The sequence below is a fragment of the Streptomyces sp. NPDC048664 genome, from assembly GCF_040650555.1.
GTDB lineage: Bacteria > Actinomycetota > Actinomycetes > Streptomycetales > Streptomycetaceae > Streptomyces.
The window spans coordinates 1-24,948 of the sequence record NZ_JBEZHK010000006.1; the positions used below are offsets into that span (position 1 = coordinate 1).

Sequence of the window (24,948 nt, forward strand, 5' to 3'; positions counted from 1 at the left end):
CTGCTCCTGGGCAGGTGACGGAGGTGGTGGTGCTGGTCGCGGCGAACCTGGTCGCGACGGTCGTCCGGTTCCTGCTCTTCCGCACCTGGGTGTTCCGCGGATGAACGACGGCGCCACCTCCACGCTCACCCCCGCCGCCCGGAGCTGGAACGCGAGGCCGTCGCGGCCGCCCGCCGCCGCGGCCCCCGACCGCCGGGACCGACTGCGCCGCGCGGCGCGGCACTACGGCCCGGTCCTGGCCGTCTACGGCTCGCTCAAGTTCGTCGGCTTCGCCGCCTTCATGTGGCTGCTGCACGCCGCCGGGGACTTCCGCTCGAAGAACCCCCGCTTCGGCGGCGGCGCCCACCCGTGGGACGTGCTGGCCACCTGGGACGGCTGGTGGTACCAGCAGATCGCCGCGCACGGCTACCACCCGCAACTGATCCCGGTCCCCGGCGCCACCGGCCCCATCACGCTCGAAGGCAACTCGGCGGCGTTCTTCCCGCTCTACCCGGCGCTGATCCGGCTGGTGTCCGAACTCACCGGCCTCGGCACCTACGGCGCCGGCCTGCTGGTCTCCGTCGTCGCCTCCTTCGCCGCCGCGCTCGGCATCCACGCCGTCACCGCACGCCTCGCCGGCAGGGGGGCGGGGCTCGCCGCGGCCGGCCTGTGGGCCGTCTGGCCCGGTTCCGGCGTGGAGTGGGCCGTCTACTCCGACTCCCTCTACGTGGCCCTCGCCGCCTGGACCTGCCATGCCGTCCTGACCCGCCGCTGGCTCACCGCCGGCCTCCTGGCCTGCGTGGCCGGGCTCAACCGGCCCACCGCCGCGGCGCTGATAGCCGCCGTCGGCATCGCGGCCCTGCTCGCGCTCCACCGGCGCCGGGACGGCGTCCTGCGTCCCGTGGCCGCGATGCTCGTCGCCCCCCTAGGCCTCGTCGCCTACCTCGCCTGGGTGGGGCACAAGATGGGCGACTACGGCGGCTACTTCACGCTCCAGTCCGGCGCCTGGGCCCACCAGTGGGACTTCGGCCGGCAGACCCTCGACGTCTTCACCGCCGTCCCCGTGGGCCGCTACGACTATCTCTTCGCATGTCCGTTCGAGGACGTGATCGGTGTCGGTGTCGTCCTGCTCGCGCTCGCGCTGCTCCCGCTGCTGATCAGGCTGCGCCCCCCGGCGGTCCTGACGGTCTACACCGTGGTGACCCTCGTGCTCGTCCTGGGCAGCCAGCAGATCTTCGGCAACGTCTCCCGCTACCTGCTCCCCCTCTTCCCGCTGTTCCTCCCGCTCGCCCTCGCCCTGCGCCGCCTCAGCCTGACCCACCAGCTCGTCCTGCTCGGCATCGCGGCCCTGGCCTCCGGCTCGTACGCGGGCTACGGCCTCTTCGAACTCGGCGTCCCGTGACCGTCGGCCGGGCCCGGGGCGCCGGCGGCGCGCGGATTCACGAAGACGCCGGTGAGTTCCCGAGGACCCGGCCCCCCGGAATGGCCGAGAACGGATGACCGGGAGCAGTCGGCGGGGGTCGGCCTGCGGGGAGCAGTCGGTGGGGAACAAAGGATCGGGGCCCGCACTCCTGGAGTGCGGGCCCCGATCACTGGGCTGGCCGGTCGATGCGACAGGCCATCAAAGTCAGGCCGGAACGATGTTCTCCGCCTGGGGGCCCTTCTGGCCCTGCGTGACGTCGAAGGTGACCTTCTGGCCTTCCTGAAGCTCGCGGAAGCCGGAGGTGGCGATGTTCGAGTAGTGGGCGAACACGTCGGCGCCGCCGCCGTCCTGCTCGATGAAGCCGAAGCCCTTTTCCGCGTTGAACCACTTCACGGTGCCAGATGCCATATTGAATCTCCCTTGGGGGGCAGTGTCGGACTCCGCACCTTACGGAGCCGGATCGCCGCGATGATCACCCCTCCGGAAAGATCCGGAAAGCTCCGCGAAGAACACATCTCTGGCAATCAAAACTGCAACTGCCGTCACGCTAACACAGCCCGGCGGGAAGTCCCGTGCATTTTCGGACCCGTCCAGGAATTCTCACCCGACGCGGCCGGTGATTCTGCACCGGCGGGACTAGATATCCGCTCCGCGCCCGCCCAGCCTCCGGCGCATGTCCCGGTTCAGGCTCAGGGCGGCGTCGAGTTGGTCCTCCAGCCAGACGATGCGGCACGCCGCCTCGATCGGGGTGCCCTGGTCGACCAGCTCCCGGGCGCGCGCGGCGATGCGCAACTGGCGACGGGAGTACCTGCGGTGGCCGCCCACCGAACGCAGCGGGGTGATCAGCTCGGCCTCGCCGACCGCCCGCAGGAAGGCCGGGGTGGTACCGAGGACGTCGGCGGCACGGCCCATCGTGTAGGCGGGATAGTCGTCGTTGTCGAGGTTCCCGGCGACGGGGGTGTTCTCAGCGGGCATGACACCTTCGTTTCGGGGCCGCGGCGAGGGCCCGGACGGGCGGTGCGCCCGTGCTCCGAGCCGGTCGTACCGTCCGCGTCGTGCGACCACCCTAACTCCGGCGGGCACGGATATCTGTTCCCGCCGTGACAGATTCTCACCCGCGGCCGCCGACCGGCCCGGGCGCCCCCGTACGCACCACCGGCGCGCCGGGGCGCGGCGCGGACCACCGGGAGCCGGGGGAGCCGGGCCTGCGGCGGTGGGGCTAAGCGGCCCTGCGCCGCGCTCCACGCGGGCCCGGGAAGGGCTCCTGGGCGTCCGCGTCGTCGAGCAGGGCGGCCTCGTACGGACCGAAGTCCGGGGCCTGGAAGGGCTGGGTCACCGGGGGCGGCGACGCCGCCGCGGCGCGGCGGGGTTGCTCGTGCAGAGCGGAGAACAGCGACGACGGTTCGATGAGAGGTCTCTCTTTCCCTACAGGTCCCCGAGGGGGCCTGGTGTGCCGTGACCGGGCACAGCGGTCCTACGCGGTCCTACAGCGTGCTCATCTTGGCCTACGCGCCCAAGATCCGCATGTACGTATGCGCGCACACCCCCCGAGGGTCACTCCGCCGTCGGCTAGAGTGACCCGAGACCAGACGTAGGGGGACGTAGCGGTTACGGGACGGTGTCCCGTGGCGCGACAAGAACGAGGACGCCCCCCGGCAGGGCCCGTTCCGACGCAGAGCAGCAGCCAGCACATCGGCCATGAGTTGATACCCAATCCCTCGCGGATCCCTCCGCGGACACAGCAGATACCGGCGTCCACCACGGGGCGCCGCCCACGCGTGGCCCTGCGGGCCGCGGCAGCCGTCGTGGCGCTCGGATTCCTCGCCGCGCTGGAGGCCTGCGCCCGGCACTACGGCCTGCCGGGGCCGATCAGCGGCCAGCTGCGGGAGCTCGTGGCTCCCCCCAGCTCGGGCTTTCTGCTGTACGCCGGCCTGGCCCTGACGATGGTCGTGCTGACCTGGCGGGAACGGTTCATCGCGGCGGGTGCCGCGATCGGCCTGGACCTCGCCATCGCGACCGTCCGGTGGCTGGCCGGCATCGAGGTGACCGGCGGCCACCCCTTCGGCAACGGGGCGCTGTGGGTGATCGTCGGCCTCTCCGTCGTCGCGGTCACGCGCCGCACCGGCCGGGAGCGCGCCCTGCTGCTGAAGGGCGTCGGCCTGGGCCTGCTGCTCGTGGCCGGCCGCAAGACGGGTGACACCTGGCTGCTCATCACCTCCAAGACCCGCCCGACGGTGCTCGACCAGTACCTGGCGACCGCCGATCACGCGCTGGGCGACCCGTCGTGGCTGATGGGCCGGATCGTCACGGCCAGTGGTCCGATCGGCTTCGGCCTGCTCGACATCGTCTACGCCCAGCTCGCGGTGGCCGCGGTCTGCGTCACGCTGTACCAGCTGCGCCACGTGGCGAGCGCGCGGCGCTTCCCGCGCCACCACCTGGTGCGCACCTTCCTGGTGATCGGCCTCGTCGGGCCGGCCGTCTACCTGGTCTTCCCGGTGGTCGGACCGCTCTACGCCTTCAGCACCGGGGCCGAGCACTGGGCGTCGTTCCCCCTCTGGCAGCAGGCGCCGTCCACGGCGCACTGGGCGGTGGGCGACCTGTGGCCGCACACGGCGCCGCCGGCCGGCATCCCGCACCCCATGCCGTTCGACGCTCTCACCCCGCGCAACTGCATGCCGAGCCTGCACACGGCCTGGGCCGTCGCGATCTTCGTCCACTCCCGCGGCGGTCCGCGCTCGCTGCGCTTCGCCGGGGCGTTCTGGCTGGTCGCCACGCTCACCGCGACCCTGGGATTCGGCATGCACTACGGCGTGGACCTGATCGCCGGTGTGGTGTTCTCGCTCACCGTCGAGGCGGCCCTGCGCACGTACGACCACGGCTGGGACCGCTCGGGTCTGGCGCTGGTCGCCTACGGCGTGACGGTCTTCACCGCGCTCCTGCTGTCCTACCGCTTCCTGTCGGTGCAGATGGCCGCCCGTCCCGCGGTGTCCGGCGCCCTGCTCGTCCTGGCGATGATCTCGGTGATCTACGGCTACACACGTACCGTCGAGGCCTGGAAGCCGGGGGGCGTCCCCGCCCCCCGACCGGAGCCGCAGCCCGAACTCTCCTGAGGCGGGCGGAACCGACCGCCGACCCCACCGTGCCCCCCGTGAAGGCGGGGTCCGGTGCGGTCGGGCGGCGGCTGCGTCGGGGGTGCCGGGGGTGCTGGTGGCGGCTACCAGGCGAGGGCGTCCGCGGCGTTGTTCTGCCAGTAGGTGACGGTGCCGGCGCTGTTGAAGAAGACGCCGCCGTGCGGCAGCTTCAGGGTCTTCTCGGGGTTGATCGCGTGGCCGTCCCGGGTGGAGAAGAGCACGCCCAGGGTCTTCACGGTGCTGCCCCCTTCGCCGTCGGGGGAGTACGTCGTGATGCCCGCGTACGCGGACTGGCCGGGCTCGAGCGTCAGCACGGCCTGCGGAACGGTCTCGTCGGCCCATGCCAGCGGGGCCTGGGCGTCGGCGCCGGCCCTCAGGAACGGGGCGCTGTAGGCGAAGCAGGGCTTGCTGCCGGTGTTGGTGGCCTTGAGCAGCAGGTGGTTGATCGGGCGGGACACCTCGGTGACGGTGACCTTGGTGTTCGCCGAGGTGCAGGTGACCGGGGACGCCTTCGGGGTGGCGGCGGAGGCGGTCGCCCCGGCGGCCTGGATCCCGACGAGCGCCAGGGCGGCGGCGACGACCATGGCGGAGGCGGCGCGGGAGGTGGAACGAGTGGCGGTACGCATGAGAGGACTGCCCTTTCTCTGCATCAGGAAGATGATCGTCCGTTTGTGGACTGTGGTGGTCGGTCTTGTTCTGGTCGTGCGGGGTACGGCGGTGGAAGCGCCCCAAGTGCGGCCCGTACGAGCAGAGTCGAGCGGGGGCGAGCACCGTGTGGGGCGGGGCGCCGTGCTTGGATGGATCAAGCCTGCGGCACGCGACGTCCCATCCGCCGTTCCATCGGGGATTTCGGGATGTCGGGATGCGCGAATCGGCTCTGAACTGGGGAAACGCGACCCCTCTGGGACGCGGGACGGAATGGGGAACGAGTGGGGGCGGCTCGGGAGATCGCTGACTTCGCGGCGCTGTTGCGCGAGTTGAAGCAGCGGTCGGGGTTGAGTTACGAAGCTCTGGCCAAGCGTGCGCGGATGAGCACCTCGACGCTGCACCGGTACTGCAACGGGGAGGGAGTGCCGGCCGACAGCGCGGCCGTCGCCCGCTTCGCCCGGGCCTGCCGGGCGACTCCCGAGGAGTCGGTCGAGGTGTACCGGCGCTGGACCCTGGCGCACGCGGCACGGGAACGCGGCCGGCGGCCGGCGGCGGACACGGGACCGGACGGCACGGACAGGACTGCGACGACCGCACCTGGCACGAACCCGGCCCCCCGCACCCCGGACACCCCCGCGGACGGCCCCCTTCCGGAGGCCGGTTCAAAGACGGCACCTCCGTCCACGCCTGCGCCGCCACCTGGTTCGAAGTCCGCGTCTGCGTTCACGCCTGTGCCGTCGCCTGGTTCGAAGGCGGCACCTCCGCTCGCCCCCGCGCCGTCGCCCGCGTCTGCCGACGGGTCCGCTTCCGCCGCCGCGTCCGCGTCCGGGTCGGCCTCCGCCGCCGTCCCCGCGCCGCCGACCGAGCCCGGGTCAACCTCAACCTCCGTGTCGTTGCCCGCGCCTGAGTCAACCTCCGCCTCCGCCTCGCCGACCACGCCCGGGTCCCCCTCCGCCTCCGAGGGCGCGCCCGGGGCCCCTCCCGGGGTGCCCGGGGTCGTCGCCGACCTGTCGTCGGTGGCGGCACCGGGAGCGGAACCCGCCCGCCGCCGACCGGCGTTCCCGCGGACCGTGCGCGGGCGCTCGGCCCTGATCGCGGTGAGCGCCGCCGCCGTCGTGGCCGTGGCCGTGTCCACCGCGCTCACGGTCGGCCCGAGGGGCGGGGGGACGGAGTCGGCGGCGAAGAGCGGCCGGCCGGCCCCCACCGCGCCCGCACCGACGCGGCCGGACGCCACCGCGTCCTCGCCGCACCCCTCGGCGTCGGCGTCCCCGTCGACCTCCGCCCCCGCGAGCGGTTCCCCCGCCCCCGCCTCGGCCTCGGCCTCCGGGACGCCCGACACCGAGCCGACGACCCCCGGCACGAGGACGGGCCCGGCCCAGGACGTCGAGGGGGTCCCGCTCACGGTGCACACCCGCACCTACGCCTGGGACGACCCGCAGTGCGAGGGGAAGTACCTGATCGACCGGCCTCCCGCCAAGGTCGCGCCGCCGGTGATGGGGCAGTACGTGCCGGGCTGGGTGAGGGCGCAGGGAGCCATCGCCGCCGACCGGCAGCGGGTGGCGCTCACCGTCCAGGGCACCGGGGACGCCCCCGTCGTCATCGAGTCCCTGCGCGTCGTCGTGGTCGACGCGAGCGCGCCGCCGGCCTGGAACGCCTACCTGGGGTCCTCGGGCTGCGGCGGGGGCGTGGAGACGAGGTCGCTCGACACCGACCTGGACGCCCCTCGGCCCGTCCTCGTGCCGAAGGCCGGCCAGCGCGCCCTCCCCTACGAGGTCAGCGAGTCCGATCCCGAGGTGCTGTACCTCACCGCGCAGGTCGAGACCCGCGACGTGCGCTGGTACGTGGACCTGCGATGGAGCAGCGGCGGCCGTCAGGGCAGCATCCGGATCGACGACCACGGAGCGCCGTTCCGCACCAGCGGCAGCCGGGGCCGTCGCGTCTACGAGTACCCGCTCGGCAGCACCCAGTGGTACGACGCGACGCAGAGCTGACCCGGGGGGCGCGTGCGCGCCGCGGCGCACGAACGCAGGAACGGTCGGGCGAACGGGGGAAATCGCGCGGGCCCCGTGATTCCCGGCCGGTGGATATCAGGACATGGTGGCAATCTTTCTGACATGTTGTCAGCCGAGTCAGGTGCAGGCGCCCTCGCCCGCCTGACCCGCATCGTTCAGTCAGAAGGGCATCGCATGGTTTTCGCGCGCGTGCAAAGACTGCTGGGCAGACGGGTCCCCACCGTCGTCCTGGCGGCGCTCATGGCCACCGGTGCGGCGGTGTCGGCGGGCCAGACCGCCGCGGCCGCCCCTCCGGTCCCCGGCACCGTCCAGTCCTGGGGAGCCAACACCTGGGGTCAGCTCGGTGACGGAACCACCACCGGCCACAGCAACCCGGTGCAGGTGTGCGGCATCAACCAGACGCTCCCCTGCGCCCCGCTTCCCCACGACGTGGTGAGCGTCTCCGCGGGCGGTGCCCACAGCCTGGCGCTGCGCCGGGACGGCACCGTCCTGGCGTGGGGGCTGAACGACCTCGGCCAGCTCGGCGACGGCACCTCCGGTGTCTTCAACAGCCGCAGCACCCCGGTGCGGGTGTGCGCCGTCGGCCAGACCGCGCCCTGCACCCGCTTCCTGACCGACGTGGTGGCCGTGGCCGCCGGCGGCTCCCACAGCCTGGCCCTGCGCCGGGACGGCACCGTCGTCGCCTGGGGGTTCAACGGCCTGGGCCAGCTCGGCAACGCCACCGCCGTCAACCAGGCCACGCCGGTTCCGGTGTGCGCGGTCGGCCAGAGCCTCCCCTGCACCCGCGAACTGACGAACGTGCACGCCATCTCCGCCGGGAACTTCGACAGCCTGGCGCTGCGCCGGGACGGCACCGTCGTCGCCTGGGGCCAGAACAACAACGGTGAGCTGGGCGACGGCACCGCCATCAACCGCGCCACGCCGGTGCGGGTGTGCGCCGTCGGCCAGAGCGCGCCCTGCACCCGCTTCCTGGCCGGGGTGACCTCCCTCGACGCGGGCGACGACCACAACCTGGCCCTGATGGAGAACGGCACCGTCACTTCCTGGGGCGTCAACCCCCAGGGTGAGCTGGGCGACGGGACCACCACGAACCGGAACACCCCGGTACGGGTGTGCGCGGTCGGCCGGACGGCCCCCTGCGGCCGCCTGCTGGGCGGGGTGCACGCCGTCTCCGCCGGCGGCTCCCACAGCCTCGCGCTGGGTGAGCGCGGCACGGTCACCTCCTGGGGCGCGAACGACAGCGGCCAGCTCGGCGACGGCACCACCACCGACCGCAGTGCGCCGGTGCGGGTGTGCGCCATCGGCCAGGCCGCCCCGTGCACCCGCCTGCTCGCCGACGTGCAGGCCGTCTCCGCGGGCCAGAACCACAGCCTGGCGCTGCGCGGGTGGTCCGGCGTCGACGCGTGGGGAGGCAACGGCGACGGTCAGCTCGGCGACGCCACCGCCATCGACCGCACCACACCGGTACGGGTGTGCGCCATCGGCCAGACCGCCCCGTGCGCCCGCCTCCTCAGCCATGTGCACGCCGTCTCCGCAGGAGGCTTCTACAACCTGGCGGTCGTTCGCTGACCGACCGGGGGAGTTCGTGCTCAGGGGCCTGACCGTCCCGCCCGGGACGGCCAGGCCCCTGAGGAGAGGGCGAGGAGAGGACTCGGTCGACGCTCCGTCAGTGGCAGGAGCTATCGTCCGACTTGCTTGCTCACTTTCTTCACAGGAGCTCCATGAGCCTCAAGCAGGTCTCCCTCACCGCGGCGATATCGGTCGTCGCGGGGCTGGCCACGGTCACCGTCGGCCTCACCGGCCCCGTCGCCCGGGCCGACAGCACGGCGCCCCTGCCGCTGTCCCACTACGCGCACATGCTGGTCGACGCCGCTCATCAGCACCTCTTCTTCAGTCAGGGCGCCGGCTCGACCGGCATCCTGGTGACCGACCTGTCCGGCACCCCCGTCACGACCATCGAGGACGAGCCGGGCGCCACGGGCCTCGCGCTGTCCGCCGACGGCACCGCCGTCTACGCGGCCCTGTCGGACGGCGCCGCGGTCGCCGCCATCGACACGGCGACGCTCACCGACTCCGCCCGCTACCCGACCGGCACGGGCAGCGCCCCGGCCTCCGTCGCGGTGGCGGGCGGCCGGCTCTGGTACGGGTACACGGCGGACGGCAAGGGCGCCATCGGCTCGATCGACCCGTCCGCCGCCGACCCGGCGGGCACGCCCCAGCCGTCGATGTCGCACTGGTCGGTCGCACCGCTGCTCGCGGCGGGCGCGGGGGTGCTCGCGGCCGAGGAACCGCAGCAGAGCCTCAGCCACGTCGCCACCTTCGACGTCTCCTCGGGGACGGCGTCCACCAAGGCCGACACCCTCGTCTACGGCGGCACGGCGGGCGGCTTCCAGGTCACCGCGGACGGCGCCAAGGTCGTACTCGCCGCGCCCCAGCAGCTCGCCGCGGAGGTCTACCGCACCGCGGACCTCTCCTTCGCCAACCCCTCCGCCTACGGCACCGGCGGCGCCGGCCCGAACGCGCTCGCCCTGGACGCCGACGGGACGCTCGCCGTCGGCAGCGTCTCGGGCTCGACAGCCGGTGTCCATGTGTACGCCGGCTGGAACCCCCTCGCCGAGAACCATCTCTCCCTCCCGTCCGGGACCCTGGCCCCGGACGGTCTGCGCTGGGGAGCCGACGGCCTGACGCTCTACGGCGTCGTGCGGGACTCCTCGGGGGCCTACACCCTCGACGTGCTGGGCGCCCCCAAGCTCGCCGACACCCAGCTGTCCCTGAGCCTCGCGCAGTACCCGGTTCCCACCCAGCCGTACTCGGTCGTCGGATCCCTGACCACCAGGGGCCTGATACCGGTCGGCGCGTCGCTCCAGGTCACCCGCGACGGCGCGCCCCTGCCCGACGCCACCCTGGCCAAGGACGGAACCTTCGCCATCGGTGACACCAGCCCGGACGAGGGCGCCCGCGTCTACCAGGTGACGTACGCGGGCGACGCGACGCACCGGCCCGCGACGGCGTCCCTGACCGCGCACGTGTCGCGGCTGCCGACCGACATCCCCTTCCCCGAGCTCAGCTCGGTGACACCCCGTTCGGTGGTCTTCACCGGCTCGCTCACGACCCAGCTGAACCTCGGCAGCCTTCCCCAGGGCACCACCGTCCAGGTGTCCCGGACGAACGAGGACACCCAGGAGGAGACGCGACTGCCGTCGGTCGCGGTCGACCCCGCCACCACCGAGTTCACCGTCACCGACGCCCCGGGCAGCGCGGGACGCTTCACCTACCACCTGTCGTACGCGGGTGACGCCACCCACCTGCCGACCGCCTCCGACGCGTCCCTCCAGGTCTCCCCGTACGCCCCGGCCCTGACGCTGAAGGCGCCCGCGACCGCGGGCCGCGGCGCCGCGCTGACGTTCGGCGGCACACTGGGCGACGGGCCGTTCGACGCCGGCGAGAAGGCCACCGTGTCCCGCACGGACGCCGCCCACGCGCAGACGCCCGCGACATGGACCGTGCCCGTGGCGGCCGACGGCACGATCACCGTCAAGGACACGCCGTCCATCGGCGGCGCGAACACCTACACCGTCAGCTACCCGGGCGACGCCTCCCACCGGGCGGCCACCGCGTCCGCGATCGTCCAGGTGTCGCGCGCCGCGACGGCCCTGTCCGTCACCACCGACGCGTCCTCGTACGCGTACGGCGCGACCGCCACCGTCACCGCCCACCTGGGCACGACGTACGACGGCCGCACGGTCTCGCTCTACGCCCAGCCGTACGGCGGCAGCAAGGCGCTGGTCAGGACCGGCACCGTGGACAAGGCCGGCAACCTGGCGGTCCCGTACAAGCTCACCCGCAACACGACGTTCACGGCGTCCTTCGCGGGCGACTACCGCTACGCCCCGGCCACGGCCACCCGCACCGCGTACGACCAGGTGAGGATCGCGGAGACCCTCGGCGGCTCCTACACGAGCACGACGTACGGCGGTATCGCCTACCGCGTCTACCACCAGTCCGCGAAGCCGCGGGTGACGTCCGTGGTGACGCCGAACAAGTCCGGCCAGTGCGTGAAGCTCCAGGCCCAGGAGTACTACAGCGGCGCCTGGCACACGCTCACCACCTCCGGCTGCTACCCCCTCGACCAGAACAGCACCGTGGTGACGCAGCTGACCCTCACCCACGCGGTCGGCCAGAAGTTCCGGGTGCGCTCGGAGTACGTGCACAGCACGAAGGACGTCACCAGTCTCAGCACGTGGGGCGGCTGGCTCTACTTCACCGTCAGGACCTGACCCGCCTCGCCTCCCTTACCCTGATGAGAGGACCAACCCCGGGCCCGTCGGCCCGGGGTTCTTCTTTGCCGCGGCCGATGACTGGCAGTTGTGAAGATCGACTGTCGGATTTCGCGCACCCGCACGACGGGGAGCGGGGTGGCGGGCGCTCGCCGGGGGCCACCGCCGCCGCCGTGAACCGTGTGCGACAGAAAATCCAAGTCCCCTCGTGTGTCCCCTATGTGATGCCTTGTCATGCATTGCTTCGACGGGTCGTCAGTCCGTGCATCTCGAATCGGTAAAGAGGGGTTCCGTCTCGGCCAATCTTGTTGAACTCTTAAGGTCCACAAATGAGGGGGAATTGTGAAGATCACTGTGTGCGCCGGCCGCACACCCGGGCAGGGGGCTCGGACGGGTCGGTGACCCAGCGGTGATGTGAGAGGGCCGCCCACTGCAGCCCCAGCGGGTCGAGCACGCCTCTCCGCGCCGCGATCCATCGCAGTACCCGACGCCGCGGCCGCCTGCCTCAGGGCCAGGCAGCCGCATTTCAGGGGCGCCGTCTTCCGGTCCGCTTACACGTGCGAGCCGGATCTAGGGGAGGAATCCACCATGCACATCAGCGTGCTCGGGCAGGGCTATGTCGGCCTGCCCCTGGCCTTGCAGGCCGCCGAGGCCGGCCACACCGTGACTGGCTACGAACCCGACCCGAACCGCTGCCAGAGCCTGGCGGCCGGCCTGTCGTACATCGAGGACATCGACTCGGCCCGCCTGCGGGACGTGCTGCGCTCGGGCGCCTACACCCCCAGCGCGAACCCGAAGGACCTCAAGGGGTTCGACGTCGCCGTCATCACCGTGCCGACACCGCTCACCGACCGCGCCCCCGACCTCAGCTGCGTGCGCGAGGCCGGCGAGCTGCTGGGCCGATGGCTGGAACCCGGCGCGACCGTGGTGCTGGAGTCGACCACGCACCCGGGCACCACCCGCGAGGTCCTGATCCCCCTCCTGGAGGAGGGCTCGGGCCTCGTCGCCGGCCGGGACTTCCACGTCGGATTCAGCCCCGAGCGCATCGACCCCGGCAACCCGGTGTGGCGACTGGAGAACACCCCCAAGATCGTCGCCGGGCTCACGGAAGCCTGCCTGCACCGCGTGAAGTCCTTCTACGACTCGGTCACCGACATCACCGTGCCGGCCTCCGGCCTGGAGGAGGCCGAGCTGGCCAAGGTGTTCGAGAACACCTACCGCCACGTCAACATAGCCCTGGTCAACGAGCTCTCGCGGATGGCGCACACCCTCGGCGTGGACGTCTGGCACACCCTCGAACTGGCGGCCACCAAGCCCTTCGGGTTCACCAAGTTCCTGCCTGGTCCGGGCGTGGGTGGACACTGCCTCCCCATCGACCCGGTCTACCTCAGCCACCACGTCAAGACCCAGCACGGGCAGACCTTCCGGCTCATCGAACTGGCCCAGGACATCAACGAGAGCCAGCCCGACTACGTGGTGCGCCGCCTGCAGGACGCACTCAGCCGCCGCTTCCGGTGCAGCGTGCACGGCGCCCGCATCCTCGCCCTCGGCGCCGCCTACAAGCCCGGCACCGCCGACTCCCGCCAGTCACCGGCGGTCCAGGTCATCGACCGGCTGCGCGGCATGGGCGCCGACGTCACCGTCGTCGACCCGTATCTGTCCGACGGCGGCTTCAAGGACATCCCCTTCGCCGCGGCGGACAACGCCAGGAGCGTGGCCGACTTCGACGCCGTCGTCCTGCTCACCCCGCACGGCGAGTTCGACCTCACGAAGGTCGCCGACGAGGCGGCCTACGTGCTGGACACACGCGGTGCCATGCCGCTTCACGACAACGTCGAGCGTCTCTGACGCTCAGGAGGGAAGAAGAGAATGTACGGACAGAATGGTGTGGGTGCCGCGATAGGTACCGCCACCGGGGGAGCCGCTCTGGCGGCCACGGGCGGCACGGCCCTGGGATGGATCGTGCTGGGGGCCATGCTCTTCGTGCTCAGCGGCGTGATGGTCTTCCGCTTGGCCACGCGCAGCAAGCGGGCGATCGCTTGAGCACTGCACCACGGGTGAGACTCACCGTGGTGACCGCTGTGGTGGTGGCGCTGGCCGCTGCCACCGTGGTGGTCCACCTCCAGTCGAAGAGCCCGATCCTGACGTTCTACTGGTGGCTCGGCATGATGGTGATCGTGCTCTGCCTGGCCTCGTTCCTGAAGGGCCGCTCCTTCACGCACCTGCCGGTGGCACCTGGCCGTACCGTGGCCATCATCCCCGCCTTCGAAGAACCCACCGAGAACCTGCACCGCACCGTGTGGTCGCTGCTCGCCCAGACGCACCCGCTCGACGAGATCCACGTGATCGACGACGGGTCGCAGCAGCACCCCGTGGAGCCCTTCGACCACCCCCGGGTCTTCTGGCACCGGCAGGAGAACAAGGGCAAGCGCGGGGCCCAGGTCGCGGTGCTCAGGCACCTTCAGGAGCAGGGCAAGCACTTCGACTTCGTCCTCACCATCGACTCGGACGGCGAGCCCTTCCCGGACGCTCTGGAGCAGCAGCTCCGGGCCATGAGCAACCCTAAGATCCAGGCCACCACCGGCATGATCTACATCCGCAACTTCGAGGAGACCTGGGTCTCTCGGGCCGCGGACATCGACATCGGCACCTCCTGCGTGATGATGCGGTCCTCACGCTCCATGCTCGGAGCGCTGGAGACCACGTCGGGCGCACTGGCCCTCTACCGGGCCGAACTGCTCTACGACCACCTGGACGCGTACGAGGTGGAGTGCGGGACGGGAGACGATCGCTGGCTCGCGCTGAGGGCGCTCATGCGCGGTGAGGTCGTGGCCGTCAACGAGGCGGGCGTGATCACCGACATGCCGACCACACTGAAGAAGACGTACCGCCAGCGCCTGCGCTGGGCCCGGTCGTGGTGGTGGATGCTGCCGTTCGTGTACGCGCGGCTGTCCCTGAAGCAGCTCATCTCGCCGACGTTCGGTCTGCTCCAACTCGTCATCACCCCGGTGATGCTGGCCTGGACCCTCGTGATGACGGTGATGACCCTCGGCGGCAGGTACCACAACCCCGGCGTGGCCCTGGTGTACCTCGTGGTGTACCTCATGGTCCGGTACGGCCAGTCAGGCCTGTACGTGCTCATGCGGCCGGACATGACCACACGCCAGCGGTGGCACTCGTGGCTCGTCGGAACCCCGGCATCCGTGTTCATGAACGTCGTGCTGCTGTGCCCCACCAGGTACTGGGCTCTGTTCAAGCTCCGTGACAACGCATGGCAGTCGCGGGGGCTGACGGCCAAGACGGCTCTACCCAAGGGGCGTCACCACGCGGAGCCGAAGGACCTGCTCAACGCGTGACCGTCGGTGAGGCGCTCAAGTCTGTTTCCCCGGCGGCTGGATGACGACGAGGCGCCAGATCACCGACTCGGGTGCCGCGAACTTCCAAGCCAATTGACGCAGACGGGCGTGCGGGATCTCCGCGGAGAACACCCCGCTCCCGTCCCCGCACCGGGACCCGGCGAGAGTCCCGCCGGCGGTGGCTATGGCGAACGTGGAGGGGCCGGCGCACGTCCACATCACCGTGACGGACGAGGCGGTCCCCGCTGACGCGGGAAGAGTGACATGGCCTGCGCCCCGCCCCGACCCGGTGTACAGGGTCCTCGACCCCACGGGGACCGGGGACCGGACGGGATCGGGAAGGCGCTCCGGAGCCGTCGGGGTCCGTGTCCCGGAGGGCGCCGCACCGTGCGCGGTGGTCGCTCGCGGATGGGCGCCACCGGAACAGGCGGTGAGCAACGCCAGGGCCAACAGGCCGACAGGCAGCAGGGAGGGCTTCAACAGGTCGTCCTCAACTCATGAGCGGGCGACGTCAGCCCTGTCGGGCCTGCTGGCGCCATGGTCTCTCCGAGCGGCACTGTAACCGCAGGCCGCCAGGAGCGCGGACGCAGCCGAGGGCCGGAGCGGGAGCGGGTGCTCAGGCTCCGGAGGAGATGCGCCATAGCGGCGCGTCGTACTGATCCGGCCGCCGGCTGACGAGGAGTCGGCGCAGGTCGTCGCGTCCGTGGCCGCCCAGGTTCAGGGCCTCCGTGATGCGGCGGAACGTCGTGTGGGTGACTCCGCGGGATCGGGCCTCAGCCTCGAACCGGTGGAGTCGGGCCAAGGCGGCCTCCGGGTCCAGCTCGGTGTGTGGTTGTTCCCGGAGCCGCATGGACTTGTCGCGTTCGTAGTCGATCTCCGAATAGCCGCAGACCTCACGGCTGTGCGCTTCGACCTCTTCGAGGTTCTCGGTCGCCATGATGGCGCGGGCCAGCCGGTTGCGGTCCAAGGCCGCATCCAGATCCACCTCGTGCACGGTCGGGCTCTCGTCCGTCAGGGGTACGGGAAGCCCTGCGTCCCGGATCTCGCACACGCCCCGCACGCCACGGGCTGAAGCCGCGAGGGCACCGGTCGCCTCGGACGGGTGCCACTCCAGGACAGAGCCGATCAACCGGGTGTCCCGCGCCGTGAAGGTGTGGACGAGGGGGCCGAGCACGTCGCGCAGGTCGTCCGGCAGGAGTTCGCCGTCGAGTCCGGGACCGGCGACCAGCAGACGTACGGGTGCGTTCACCTGACAGCACGCGGCGAGCGCGAGGGCGTCGGCGAGCGGACTCCTGAGCGTCGGTTCCTCACCCCGCGCCAGGATGTCCCCGCCCACGTCCAGGAGGTCGATCGACTCGGGTGCCAAGTGATCGACCAGCGTTTCGAGTTGGCGGACGACGCCCTCGGCGCCGTGGTGCGGGTCGAGCAGCGCGAAGGTCTGCGGGAGCTCCGCGGCGAGTCGGGGGAGCGTCGAGCCCGCCGGAGCGACCGGTCGAGCCCCCGCCGGCACCGCCCATACCGCCGGTGTGATCTGTTCAAGGCCGCTGAAGTCGCCCAACCCCCGCGGGCCCGGTTTCGGGTCGATCAGAAGACGGTCCCACGCGTAGGTGAGGATCACCGTCCGGCTCCCGCCGTACAGGGCGCCGTCGAGCATGGCCGCCGCGACGGCGTCGCCCCCTCCTCCGGCTGCGACGATCAACCGCGTCATGCGTCCAGCGTACGGGCTCACGGGTGGGCACTCACCTCACCGACACCTGGCCCCCTCTGATCCACTGGGGCGCATGCGGCCGACGGCGTACGGGCCTCATGTTCGTGGTCGAGACGGTCGGGCTTTTCGGCCGAGTTCTCCGGGTGCCCCTTCGGCCGCCCCTCTACCTACCACCATGTGAAGAGCATCGGGGCGACCATCGAACTCGTCGATGCGGCCCTCCAACCGGGCTTCCTGGCCGCCTGGCAGCCCGACGGCAAGCTGATGGACACCCTGCACGAACGAGCACTGGAGGAACAGTGAGCGCGACTCCCCCATCCGTCACCCTGATCACCGGAGGGTCGACGGGCATCGGCGCCGAAACCGTACGGCGGCTGCTCAAGTCCGGGCACCATGTCTGCGCCACCGGGCGGGACATGGACAAGCTCAGCGGACTCGCCCGGACTCTCGGCGACCCGGAGGAACTGCTGCTCCTGCCCGGCGACGCCGCCGACGCGGACACCGTCGAGGCGGCGGTGCGCGCCACGGTGCGGCGCTTCGGGCGGATCGACAACGTCATCGCGAACGCCGGCTTCTCCACTCACGATTCGGTGGCGGACGGCGACCCCGAGCTGATGCGCACGATGCTCCTCACCAACGTCCTGGGCCCCACGCTCCTGATCCGTGCCGCGCTGGACGAACTGAAGAAGACGCGCGGCCGGATCGTGCTGCTCGGTTCGGTCGCCGGTCTCAAGTACGGCCCCGGCAACTTCTACTCGGTCACCAAGTGGGCCGTCCACGCCCTTGCGGAGAACACACGCATGCTGGTCACCGAGTCAGGCGTCGGGGTGAGCCTGATCGCCCCCGGCAAGGTCGACACACCGTTCTGGGACACACGCGGAGGCACCCCGCCCGGCCCCGCACTCAGCGCGGAGCACGTCGCCGACGGCATCATGTGGGTGCTCGGCCAGCCGGCCGGTGTCGACGTGAACACCGTGACCATCCGGCCGACCGGCCAGGTCAACTGAGGGGCGAGAAGGAGCAGCACCTCCAGGCAGCACATGGTGATCATCGTGGTCCGGGACTCGCCCACCCACCACCGGCCGGCCACACCCGCGAGCCCGGCCGCGACTGTCCACGATGAAGTGGTAGTGAGGCGGACATCTGTCCGATACACGCCCGACAACCCTCGTGGAATCAAGGCGATTCGGGTCACCATGGGGTGTGCGATTCGACTCCGTTCCCATGCCGGCGACCGTCGAGGCCAGACCTCGTGACAGCCGTGGCTACCCCGTGCCCGCGATCACCCCGTGGGAGGGCGACCAGCCCCAGTTCGCGCTCACCGACTACGGACGCAGCGCCGAGTGCGCGCGCCGGCGGCTGTGTTCGGTCTGCGACACGCTGATGCCCAGGGGGCCGGTGTGGCGGGTGGTCGGTGCCGCGGAAAGCGACGCGATCCGCGAGGCGCTGGCCGCCGGGCGACCGTACCGCAACATGGCGCCGACCCTGGAGGCTCCGGGGCACCGCGCGTGCATGCTCTACGCCTCGATGGTCTGCCCGTACCTGGCGCGCCCCAACGCGCGGCGGGGGCTTGACGCACAGACCCCGGACGACATGACCGCGCATGTCGTCCGGGGTGCTGTTCGTGGGGAGATGGGTGCCGTGGTGGGCTACGGCGACTACGAGTTCGCCGTCACCAAGGCCCAGGTCCTGTTCCGCTTCCTCGATGTGGTCGAGTACCTGCCGCATGACACGGCCGACCACCACCTGCCGGAGCTTCGGGCCGAACTCGCCCGTTCCGGAGGCAGGTTGGGAGGCGGTCAGCCGCGGTAGGCGGCCAGTCCGGTGTGGGTGGAGACCTTGACGGGCCGACCGAAGCCGTGGGCGGTCTTCGTGAGGGTGTAGGTACCGGTGGGGGCGCGGAACGCGATGGTCCTGCCGTTGGGCGACCAGGTGGGCTCGGTGTAGTTCGTGGTGGCGTCGGGGGTGATGTCCTTGACGACGCTGCCGGTACTCCTGAAGTCCTCGACGAAGAGGTGGTCGTGCCCGTGGACCGAACGGACGAAGACGACCTCGTCGTTGTCGGGGGAGAGGGCGGGCTCGGAGCCCTTGGCGAGCGCGCCGCCCTGCTGCCGCAGGTAGTCGTCGCGGATGTAGACCTCGCCGGTGCGGGTGTTCTCGTAGACGGACGAACCGTAGGTGCCGCCGGCGTTCGGCCAGGTGTTCCCGGTCTGGGGGACGCTGCTGCCGCCTTCGCCGGCGTAGCCGTTCAGGCTGATCCTGGCCGGCCTGCCGTGGTTGCTGGTGGCTTTGACGCCTTCCAGGACGGTGCTGCCGTGGATCTTGGCCGAGAAGATGAGGTTGTTCTTCGCGGGGAGCTGGTTCCCCGGCTGGGCGGCCGCCACCTGCCAGGTGGGGTGGGACCAGGTCTGTCCGCCCGGGTTGGCGGCGACGGTGACGCGGTGGCTGCCGTCGGGGTTGGAGACCACGAGGTCGCCGTGCCCGTCGATGAAGGCGGCCTTGCTGCCGTCGGGCTTCCAGGCGAGGTCGCGAACGACCGTGCCGAAGTCGACGGACCTGCCGTTGATCACGACGTGGCGGGTGCCGTCGCTGATGGTGAGCCCTCTGGGCACGGTGAGCGTGTGTGCGGACGTGGCTGCGGCGACCATCGCGGCGCTGCCCTTGCCGACACCGCCGGAGGACGGAGCGGCCGTCGCGGCGGCCGTGCCGCACAGGGTGAGCAGTGCGGCGGCACCCGCGGTGACGACGGCCGCGGTGCTCCGACGGTAACGAGCGGACATCAAGGTTCCCCCCAGAAATGTGATGACGCTGCGGTGAGAGTGCCGCGGGAACCGCCGGCCGTCCCCGGAACCCGGACCGGTCCGCTCGGCTCGCTGCCTCTCGCGACAGGAGGAGTCTTTCAACCGAGGGTGCCGGAGTCGTCCGTTTCCCGTCACAGCCGTGCAATAGCGGGGCAGACGGGGGTGAAGAACGCCAGGCGGGCGAAGTCCGACGCCGACGCCGTCGTGCCGACCGCCGGCACGCGTACGGGGCCCGCCACGGCAGGGGGAAGGGGAGCTACTTCCCTCGCCGCACTGGCCGGGTCCCTGCGACGGTGAGAAGGAGCAGCACCTCCAGGCAGCACATGGTGATCACCGTGCTCCAGGACTCGCCCACCCACCACCGGCCGGCCGCACCCGCGAGCCCGACCACCAACGCCGCCCCGCCCAGGGCGATCCACGTACGCACTCCTCGCGACATGCCGCCTGCTTACAGGTCCCCGAACTCCCAGGCAAGCGAGCCGGGGAAGAGCCATCGACCGCGACCCCCAACCAAGGCTCCCGTGACGTCCCCCGCTGACCACGGTCGTAGCCCTGCCCGCCGGAGGCGTGGGCTCACCGGCGGAACAAAGCCGCGAGAGGCGCTGAGCCCGGCCACATGCCCCGGCCGCGAGGCCCGATGACCCGGGGGCGGCGGCATCCTCTGCGCCGACGGAGCTGGTTCTGGTGGGGGCAGCCGTCTTCGAGCGCACTCGGTGCCGGGTGGCGCGTGAGCCGGCCGGGAGGAGGCGCCGCGAACGCGCGCGCGGGCCGGACATGTCATGTCCGGCCCTGGCGGCTCAGTCACCGGACGGTGCCGGTGCTGCCGGTGTGCGATCTCCTCGCGGCGTGGGGGTGGTCAGCGGGCGCTCCCGAGGTCGCGGTCGGCCTCGGAGCCCTTGAGCAGCAGGGTCGTCTCCTCGATGCGGTGGAAGCGGCCGTCGGCGGCGAGGTCGGCGAAGACGTAGACCTCCATGGTCACGGCCGAGCCGTCCTTCTTGGTCAGGTGGCAGGTGTGGCGGTCGGCGTACTTGTCGCCGTCGTACAGCTCCTCGTGGACCTCGATCTCGCCTCCCGTGACGACGGCGCGCACGTGCTCCATGTGCTGCACGAACTCGGCGCGGTCGGCCCACTCGCCGTCCGTTCGCTGGCGGTACTCGGGGGTGAAGTGGCGCTCCACCGCCTCCTCCAGGGTGAGCTGGTCGTTGAGGAGCAGGTCGGTGAGGGCGGCCTTGATTCCCGTGCGGGCCATGGGAGTTCTTCCTTCGGGTGAGCGTCCAGCGGGTGGCGGGTGTGTCCGGAGCGGGTGGGCGGCTGTCGGTCAGGTGGCGGGGGTGGTGCCGGCGAGGGTGTCGTCGAGCCAGTCGTAGATCCGGGCCTGGGCCAGGCGCATGGCGCCCGGGTGGCAGTGGGCTCCCGCGCCTTCCTCGGTCGTGAAGACCATGAGGGTCTTGGGGCAGGTCAGGTGCTCGAAGAGCTGCTCGGGCTGGCCCTTGAAGAACATGTCCTCCACGGCGTCGCAGACGAGGACGGGGCACTGGATCCGCTCGGCGATGCCGTCGGCGAGGGTGTAGTCGAGGTAGGAGGCGTTGAAGGCGCGGGGGGTGTCGACACCCATGACGTACATGCCGTGGTTGAAGGCCCAGCGGGAGATCGGGTCCCTGGCCATGAGCTGCTCGAGGGCCGTGTCGAGTTCCGGAGCCGACTGCGCACGCAGGAGCCGTTCGGCTTCCTCGCGGGTGCCGGGGATGTTGCGGGTGGAGACCTCGCCGAGGTCGTAGAGGCCGTCGATGGCTATCACCGCGGCGAGACGGTGTTCGAAGGCGGCGGCCCTGGGGGCGAGGACGCCGCCCATGCTGAGGCCCAGGAGCGTCATGCGGTCGTTGTCGATCTCGGGGATGGTCTCGGCGAAGTCGACGACGGGGGTGATGACGTTCTCCCAGTCGGGGCGGAAGACCAGGCCCTCGTGGTGTCGCGGGCCGGGCATGCCGGGTCCGTCGAAGACCAGCACGTTGTAGCCGCGCTCGACGCCGGCGATCGCTCCGAAGAAGTGCATCTCCTCCGCGGTGCCGTCGAAGCCGTTGTGCATGATCAGGGTCGGGCGGGGGGTCCCGGAGTCGTCGACGCGGTACAGGTAGCCCGGCAGGGTGGTGTTCTCGTAGGGGATCTCGACGGGCTCGATGCGCGGGGTGGTGTAGAGGGCCACCGCGGTCCTGAAGCACTCCACGGAGCGGTCGTAGGCGTGGTCGTGGCGCGGGTCGCAGGTCTGGCCGTGCAGGAAGAACTCCGCCGACCGGTAGTAGTTCGACGCCCGCAGGAACCCGTCCCGGGCGCTCACCTCGTGGCCGGCCTCCAGCGCCTTCTGGGCCTCGGCGGAGACGCGGTCGGCGGTGGCGGCCCACTCGGTGTACCAGCTGTCGTAGTCACCCTCGGTGATCCGCCCGGCGGTGGAGATGACCTCGCCGAAGTCCGCGCCGCCGTAGGCGATGTGGCTCACCGAGCGCAGGGTCTCGTACCAGAACTGGATGTTGTTGGGGAACAGAAGCTGCTGCATCGCACTCTCCTCCGAGCATCGGCCGTCGGCCGCCGAATCCCTCTGCAAGCACAGATCTGTGCTTGCGATGAAGGGAACTGTAGACCCGTCGGACGCAGGAAGCAAATATCTGTGCTTACGATGGTTGTATGAGCCCGAAGCCACCGGCACCACGTATCCGCAAGAGCCCCGAGCAGGTCCGCTCGGCCGTCCATCAGGCGGTCGTCGACCTCCTCTCCGACCCGGAGGGAGTCGACCTGTCCATCCCCGCGATCGCGGCGCGCGCGGGGGTCAACCACACCAGCGTCTACCGGCGTTGGGGCAGCCGAGAGGCGCTGCTGGCCGACGTGGTCACCACCCGTCTCGAACGGGACTCGCCGTTGAACGACACCGGCAGCCTGCGCGGGGACCTCATCGCCTGGGCGCAGGCCGGGGTGGCGAGCATCCGCACGCCCGAGGGCCGGCTCCTCATCCGCGCCGTCGCCCTGTCCATGCCCGGCGGCGCCACCGCGCCGGGGGAGCGCACGCAGCAGTTCGAGCGCCGGATCGCCTCCATCGAGAGCATCCGGGAACGTGCGGTGGCCCGCGGCGAGGTCCCGCCGCCCCTGGAGGACATCCTGGACCAGCTCATCGCACCGCTCTACGTCCGAGCCATCTTCGCCATCGACGTCCCGGCCACCGGCTACCCCGAACTGCTCGTGGACAGACTGCTCAGCGGCACCCGCGCACCCGACACCGCCGCGTGAACGCGGCGGCCCGTACCCGGCGCCGGAGCCGTTCCAGGGCCTCCTCCAGGGGGAACCGGGCCGGAGCACCCGACCGGAGGTGCCCGCCACCTGGGTGAGGAGGGGCGGCCCGGTGCCGCATGCCGCACGGTCAGCGCGCGTCGTCCAGCGGCGGCCTCCGTCGAGAGCGTGGTCATCGGGCGCCGCCCGCTGTGCCATTTCGAATGGCACACTCGGAGTGTGACTGACGACGACGTCGACTTCCCGCCCGGCGACGGCCCCACCAGCGGCATCTCCGTCACCTTGACCGCCGGAACCCTGCAGGCCATCCGTGAGCGGGTCGGCAAGCGAGGTGTCTCGGCTTACCTGGAGAAGGCGGCCCAGCGGCAGATCGAGCGCGACAATCTGGACGAGCTGATCGCGGACTTCGACAAGGTGCATGGTCCGGCCGACCCCGAGGCCGTGGCGGCGAAGCGTGCCCGGCTGACCGGCGGTGCCTCGGACGCCGGGGCGGCCGCGTGAGCGGTGCTCTGGTCCTGGACAGCGAGGGCCTGGCGAAGGCTGTACGGCGTGATCGGGAGATCCACGAGTGGCTGACGGCGGCTCGCGACGCGGCCACAAGACGGCCACAAGTACGCCATCGACGCCATGCTGTGCGCGACCGCCCTGCAGCATTCAGGCCGGGTGACGATCCTGACTTCCGATGTGGAAGACATCGGCCGGCTCACTGCCGAGCATCCACGCGTGAGCGCGGAGAAGGTCTGAGCCGGGGCACCTTGCGGAGACGGCGGCGCTCGGTGTGCGCGAGCGTCTGGGGGGGGCACGGCCCTCGTGACCCACATCGACCCCGGAATCGGCCCGAGCGTCCGTCGCTCCCGCACGGAGGGTGTCCCAGGAGAGCCCTCATGCTCAGGCGCCGTCGGCGGAGGGCTCCGGAACCGGCCAGATGATCTCCACCTGTTTCGGCGTGCTCGATCTCCTCGTCCTCGTCCGAGTGCTGGGCAAGGGGGAGGGTCCGGTGCCCGACATCACGACATTGAGGTCTGCCGGAATGCTGACTGCTGCGGTCGCGGCGATCGTCGCTTCCCGGGCTGAGAGCGCGGAGCGGGTCTGCCGGTCGTCGGGGTGGCTCGGGGGTGCCGTGGGCTGAGCTCCTGCCGTGGTCCTCCCGGAGCGGCGTGGATCCCTTCCCCCCCCCGTGAGTGCCGCCCGGCGGGAGAGACCCGCAAATGCATCGACCACTGAGTGCCGGGTGCCGGGTGCCACACGCGGTCAGGGCCTGATCGCGAACACCATGCCTATGTCGCCGGCCTGCTGGACCGGGTTCTGCTCGGTGCTGACTGCGAAGCCGTGTGTGAGGAGGGTCGCGCAGACCGCGTCGCGGTTCTGCCGCCAGCGCTCCACCTCCACCACGGCCTGGCGGATCAGCGGCCAGTGCCGTTCCTCGATTCCCCTGAGGACCTCGAGTTCGGCGCCTTCCACATCGATCTTGAGCAGGTCGATGCGGTCGATGCCGTGCTCGCTGAGCGCCGATGACAGGGTCCGGACCTTCACCCGGTGCGTCTCAAGGCGCCGCATCACCCGCAGCTTGCGGCCGACGAGAACAGTGAGAATGGGGAGGGGTACGCGGCGCAGGACCGGTCCCAGGCCGCCCTGACTGATCATTTCGACAATGCTGGCGGTGACCCGGCGCCGCTCGGCCTCGATGTTCCCCTGATCTCGCGAGGAAGAAGAGAAGATCGTGGCGGCCGGAACGTAGCTGAAATCGATCTCGTCCTCGCGAGACGCCAACCCGTAAGGGAGCGGGGTCAGGCGCCCGTTGAAGAAGTCACGAGCGTTGCGCTCAAGCGTCGCGTGGAGTGGAGGCAACGGCTCGAAGGCATAAATCCGCACGTCCCCATCCAGCCGTTCGTACACGGCCGCCGAGAACACGCCGATGTTGGCCCCCACGTCGAGTACCGTCGCGCCCGGCGTGCATGCGATGCCGTGGGTGAAGTAGCCGCCCACCTCCTCACGCAGGAAGGACAACTCCCAAGGATTGATGCTATGCAGTTCCATCGCATTCATGGCCATGACAAAGTCATTAGCAGGACTGGGACGGCAATCCAATCCGTGTGGCTCACTTCGGCCGATTCCCTCGCCTGGCAGTGCGGCCGCGCCGGCCCACGGGCGCCAACTGGCGAACACCCGCCACGAGGTTCGTCCGGTGTCCCCTCGGCGGAGCGACTGCGGCCCGGCTGGGGCGCGACAAAAGACCCCCGGGCCGTCATCAGCCTGGGGGTTCATGGTGGAGCGGGTGACGAGAATCGAACTCGCGCTCTCAGCTTGGGAAGCTCGGGTTTCTTGGTGGCGGATGCT

The 24,948-nt window shown here is 71.2% G+C and carries 22 protein-coding genes and 2 pseudogenes; 15 read left to right on the plus strand and 9 right to left on the minus strand.

The features are described from left to right. The first annotated feature begins 100 nt into the window (after positions 1-100). Positions 101-1,381 (plus strand): glycosyltransferase family 39 protein, encoded by a 1,281-nt coding sequence (locus AB0C59_RS08400; protein WP_363001943.1) that lies wholly within the window; start codon positions 101-103, stop codon positions 1,379-1,381. 225 nt (positions 1,382-1,606) lie between these two features. On the opposite strand, the gene AB0C59_RS08405 is transcribed toward AB0C59_RS08400, so the two are convergent. Together AB0C59_RS08405 and AB0C59_RS08410 are read right to left on the minus strand one after the other, a co-directional pair. After that, entirely contained in the window at positions 1,607-1,810 is a 204-nt protein-coding gene (locus AB0C59_RS08405; RefSeq protein ID WP_007383480.1) for a cold-shock protein, read from the minus strand. A 228-nt stretch (positions 1,811-2,038) separates the two neighbouring features. Then, positions 2,039-2,377 (minus strand): MerR family transcriptional regulator, encoded by a 339-nt coding sequence (locus AB0C59_RS08410; RefSeq protein WP_363001945.1) that lies wholly within the window; start codon positions 2,375-2,377, stop codon positions 2,039-2,041. Between the two features lie 770 nt (positions 2,378-3,147). On the opposite strand from AB0C59_RS08410, the gene AB0C59_RS08415 reads away from it, so the two are divergent. After that, positions 3,148-4,512: a phosphatase PAP2 family protein gene (locus AB0C59_RS08415; protein WP_363002390.1), complete on the plus strand. Its 1,365-nt coding sequence runs from the start codon at positions 3,148-3,150 to the stop codon at positions 4,510-4,512. Positions 4,513-4,616: 104 nt separating this feature from the next. On the opposite strand, the gene AB0C59_RS08420 is transcribed toward AB0C59_RS08415, so the two are convergent. Next, entirely contained in the window at positions 4,617-5,159 is a 543-nt protein-coding gene (locus AB0C59_RS08420) for a DUF4232 domain-containing protein (protein ID WP_363001947.1), read from the minus strand. A gap of 303 nt (positions 5,160-5,462) precedes the next feature. On the opposite strand from AB0C59_RS08420, the pseudogene AB0C59_RS08425 reads away from it, so the two are divergent. From AB0C59_RS08425 to AB0C59_RS08455, 7 genes and pseudogenes are all read left to right on the plus strand, one after another. Then, a pseudogene (locus AB0C59_RS08425) lies at positions 5,463-5,609 on the plus strand (helix-turn-helix transcriptional regulator); the annotation flags it as partial. Between the two features lie 975 nt (positions 5,610-6,584). Beyond that, positions 6,585-7,172 carry a hypothetical protein gene (locus AB0C59_RS08430; protein WP_363002424.1) on the plus strand — a complete coding sequence of 196 codons (588 nt, stop codon included), beginning with the start codon at positions 6,585-6,587 and terminating at the stop codon, positions 7,170-7,172. Positions 7,173-7,367: 195 nt separating this feature from the next. After that, positions 7,368-8,762: a hypothetical protein gene (locus AB0C59_RS08435; protein WP_363001949.1), complete on the plus strand. Its 1,395-nt coding sequence runs from the start codon at positions 7,368-7,370 to the stop codon at positions 8,760-8,762. 152 nt (positions 8,763-8,914) lie between these two features. Beyond that, the gene (locus tag AB0C59_RS08440; protein ID WP_363001951.1) at positions 8,915-11,470 is read left to right on the plus strand and encodes a hypothetical protein; all 2,556 of its coding nucleotides are present in this window, start codon (positions 8,915-8,917) and stop codon (positions 11,468-11,470) included. A 588-nt stretch (positions 11,471-12,058) separates the two neighbouring features. Continuing rightward, entirely contained in the window at positions 12,059-13,318 is a 1,260-nt protein-coding gene (locus AB0C59_RS08445) for a nucleotide sugar dehydrogenase (RefSeq protein WP_363001953.1), read from the plus strand. A 21-nt stretch (positions 13,319-13,339) separates the two neighbouring features. Beyond that, positions 13,340-13,513, plus strand: a complete 174-nt coding sequence (locus tag AB0C59_RS08450) for a hypothetical protein (protein ID WP_363001955.1) — start codon at positions 13,340-13,342, stop codon at positions 13,511-13,513. 29 nt (positions 13,514-13,542) lie between these two features. Then, a complete protein-coding gene (locus AB0C59_RS08455; protein ID WP_363001956.1) occupies positions 13,543-14,826 on the plus strand; it encodes a glycosyltransferase in 1,284 nt (427 codons plus the stop codon). A 616-nt stretch (positions 14,827-15,442) separates the two neighbouring features. Here the strand turns inward: AB0C59_RS08455 and AB0C59_RS08460 are convergent. Then, positions 15,443-16,534: a DUF1152 domain-containing protein gene (locus AB0C59_RS08460; RefSeq protein WP_363001958.1), complete on the minus strand. Its 1,092-nt coding sequence runs from the start codon at positions 16,532-16,534 to the stop codon at positions 15,443-15,445. Positions 16,535-16,711: 177 nt separating this feature from the next. Here AB0C59_RS08460 and AB0C59_RS08465 point away from each other — a divergent pair, with 177 nt between their 5' ends. The 3 genes from AB0C59_RS08465 to AB0C59_RS08475 all read left to right on the plus strand — a co-directional run bounded on the left by AB0C59_RS08465 (position 16,712) and on the right by AB0C59_RS08475 (position 18,346). Next, entirely contained in the window at positions 16,712-16,837 is a 126-nt protein-coding gene (locus tag AB0C59_RS08465; protein ID WP_363001960.1) for a hypothetical protein, read from the plus strand. Next, positions 16,834-17,541, plus strand: coding sequence for an SDR family oxidoreductase (locus AB0C59_RS08470; RefSeq protein ID WP_363001962.1), 708 nt, complete (start codon positions 16,834-16,836; stop codon positions 17,539-17,541). Before AB0C59_RS08465 ends, AB0C59_RS08470 begins: the two co-directional genes overlap by 4 nt. 217 nt (positions 17,542-17,758) lie before the next feature. Continuing rightward, a complete protein-coding gene (locus tag AB0C59_RS08475; RefSeq protein WP_363001964.1) occupies positions 17,759-18,346 on the plus strand; it encodes a hypothetical protein in 588 nt (195 codons plus the stop codon). Here AB0C59_RS08475 and AB0C59_RS08480 read toward each other — a convergent pair. The 4 genes from AB0C59_RS08480 to AB0C59_RS08495 form a co-directional block, all read right to left on the minus strand. After that, complete coding sequence (locus AB0C59_RS08480; RefSeq protein ID WP_363001966.1) at positions 18,334-19,314, minus strand: hypothetical protein; 981 nt, start codon at positions 19,312-19,314, stop codon at positions 18,334-18,336. The genes AB0C59_RS08475 and AB0C59_RS08480 overlap by 13 nt on opposite strands. 277 nt (positions 19,315-19,591) lie before the next feature. Continuing rightward, complete coding sequence (locus AB0C59_RS08485; RefSeq protein ID WP_363001968.1) at positions 19,592-19,774, minus strand: hypothetical protein; 183 nt, start codon at positions 19,772-19,774, stop codon at positions 19,592-19,594. 417 nt (positions 19,775-20,191) lie between these two features. Further along, positions 20,192-20,584 (minus strand): nuclear transport factor 2 family protein, encoded by a 393-nt coding sequence (locus tag AB0C59_RS08490; protein WP_363001970.1) that lies wholly within the window; start codon positions 20,582-20,584, stop codon positions 20,192-20,194. Positions 20,585-20,653: 69 nt separating this feature from the next. Then, entirely contained in the window at positions 20,654-21,886 is a 1,233-nt protein-coding gene (locus AB0C59_RS08495; protein ID WP_363001972.1) for an alpha/beta hydrolase, read from the minus strand. A gap of 128 nt (positions 21,887-22,014) precedes the next feature. On the opposite strand from AB0C59_RS08495, the gene AB0C59_RS08500 reads away from it, so the two are divergent. From AB0C59_RS08500 to AB0C59_RS08510, 3 genes and pseudogenes are all read left to right on the plus strand, one after another. Beyond that, on the plus strand, positions 22,015-22,611 hold the full coding sequence (locus tag AB0C59_RS08500) for a TetR/AcrR family transcriptional regulator (protein WP_363001974.1): 597 nt from the start codon (positions 22,015-22,017) through the stop codon (positions 22,609-22,611). Between the two features lie 219 nt (positions 22,612-22,830). Continuing rightward, entirely contained in the window at positions 22,831-23,112 is a 282-nt protein-coding gene (locus tag AB0C59_RS08505; protein WP_363001976.1) for a hypothetical protein, read from the plus strand. Further along, positions 23,109-23,355: pseudogene (locus AB0C59_RS08510) on the plus strand (hypothetical protein). The gene AB0C59_RS08505 and the pseudogene AB0C59_RS08510 overlap by 4 nt, the downstream one beginning before the upstream one ends. 507 nt (positions 23,356-23,862) lie before the next feature. On the opposite strand, the gene AB0C59_RS08515 reads toward AB0C59_RS08510, so the two are convergent. Continuing rightward, positions 23,863-24,663 (minus strand): FkbM family methyltransferase, encoded by an 801-nt coding sequence (locus tag AB0C59_RS08515; protein WP_363001978.1) that lies wholly within the window; start codon positions 24,661-24,663, stop codon positions 23,863-23,865. Positions 24,664-24,948: the final 285 nt, after the last annotated feature.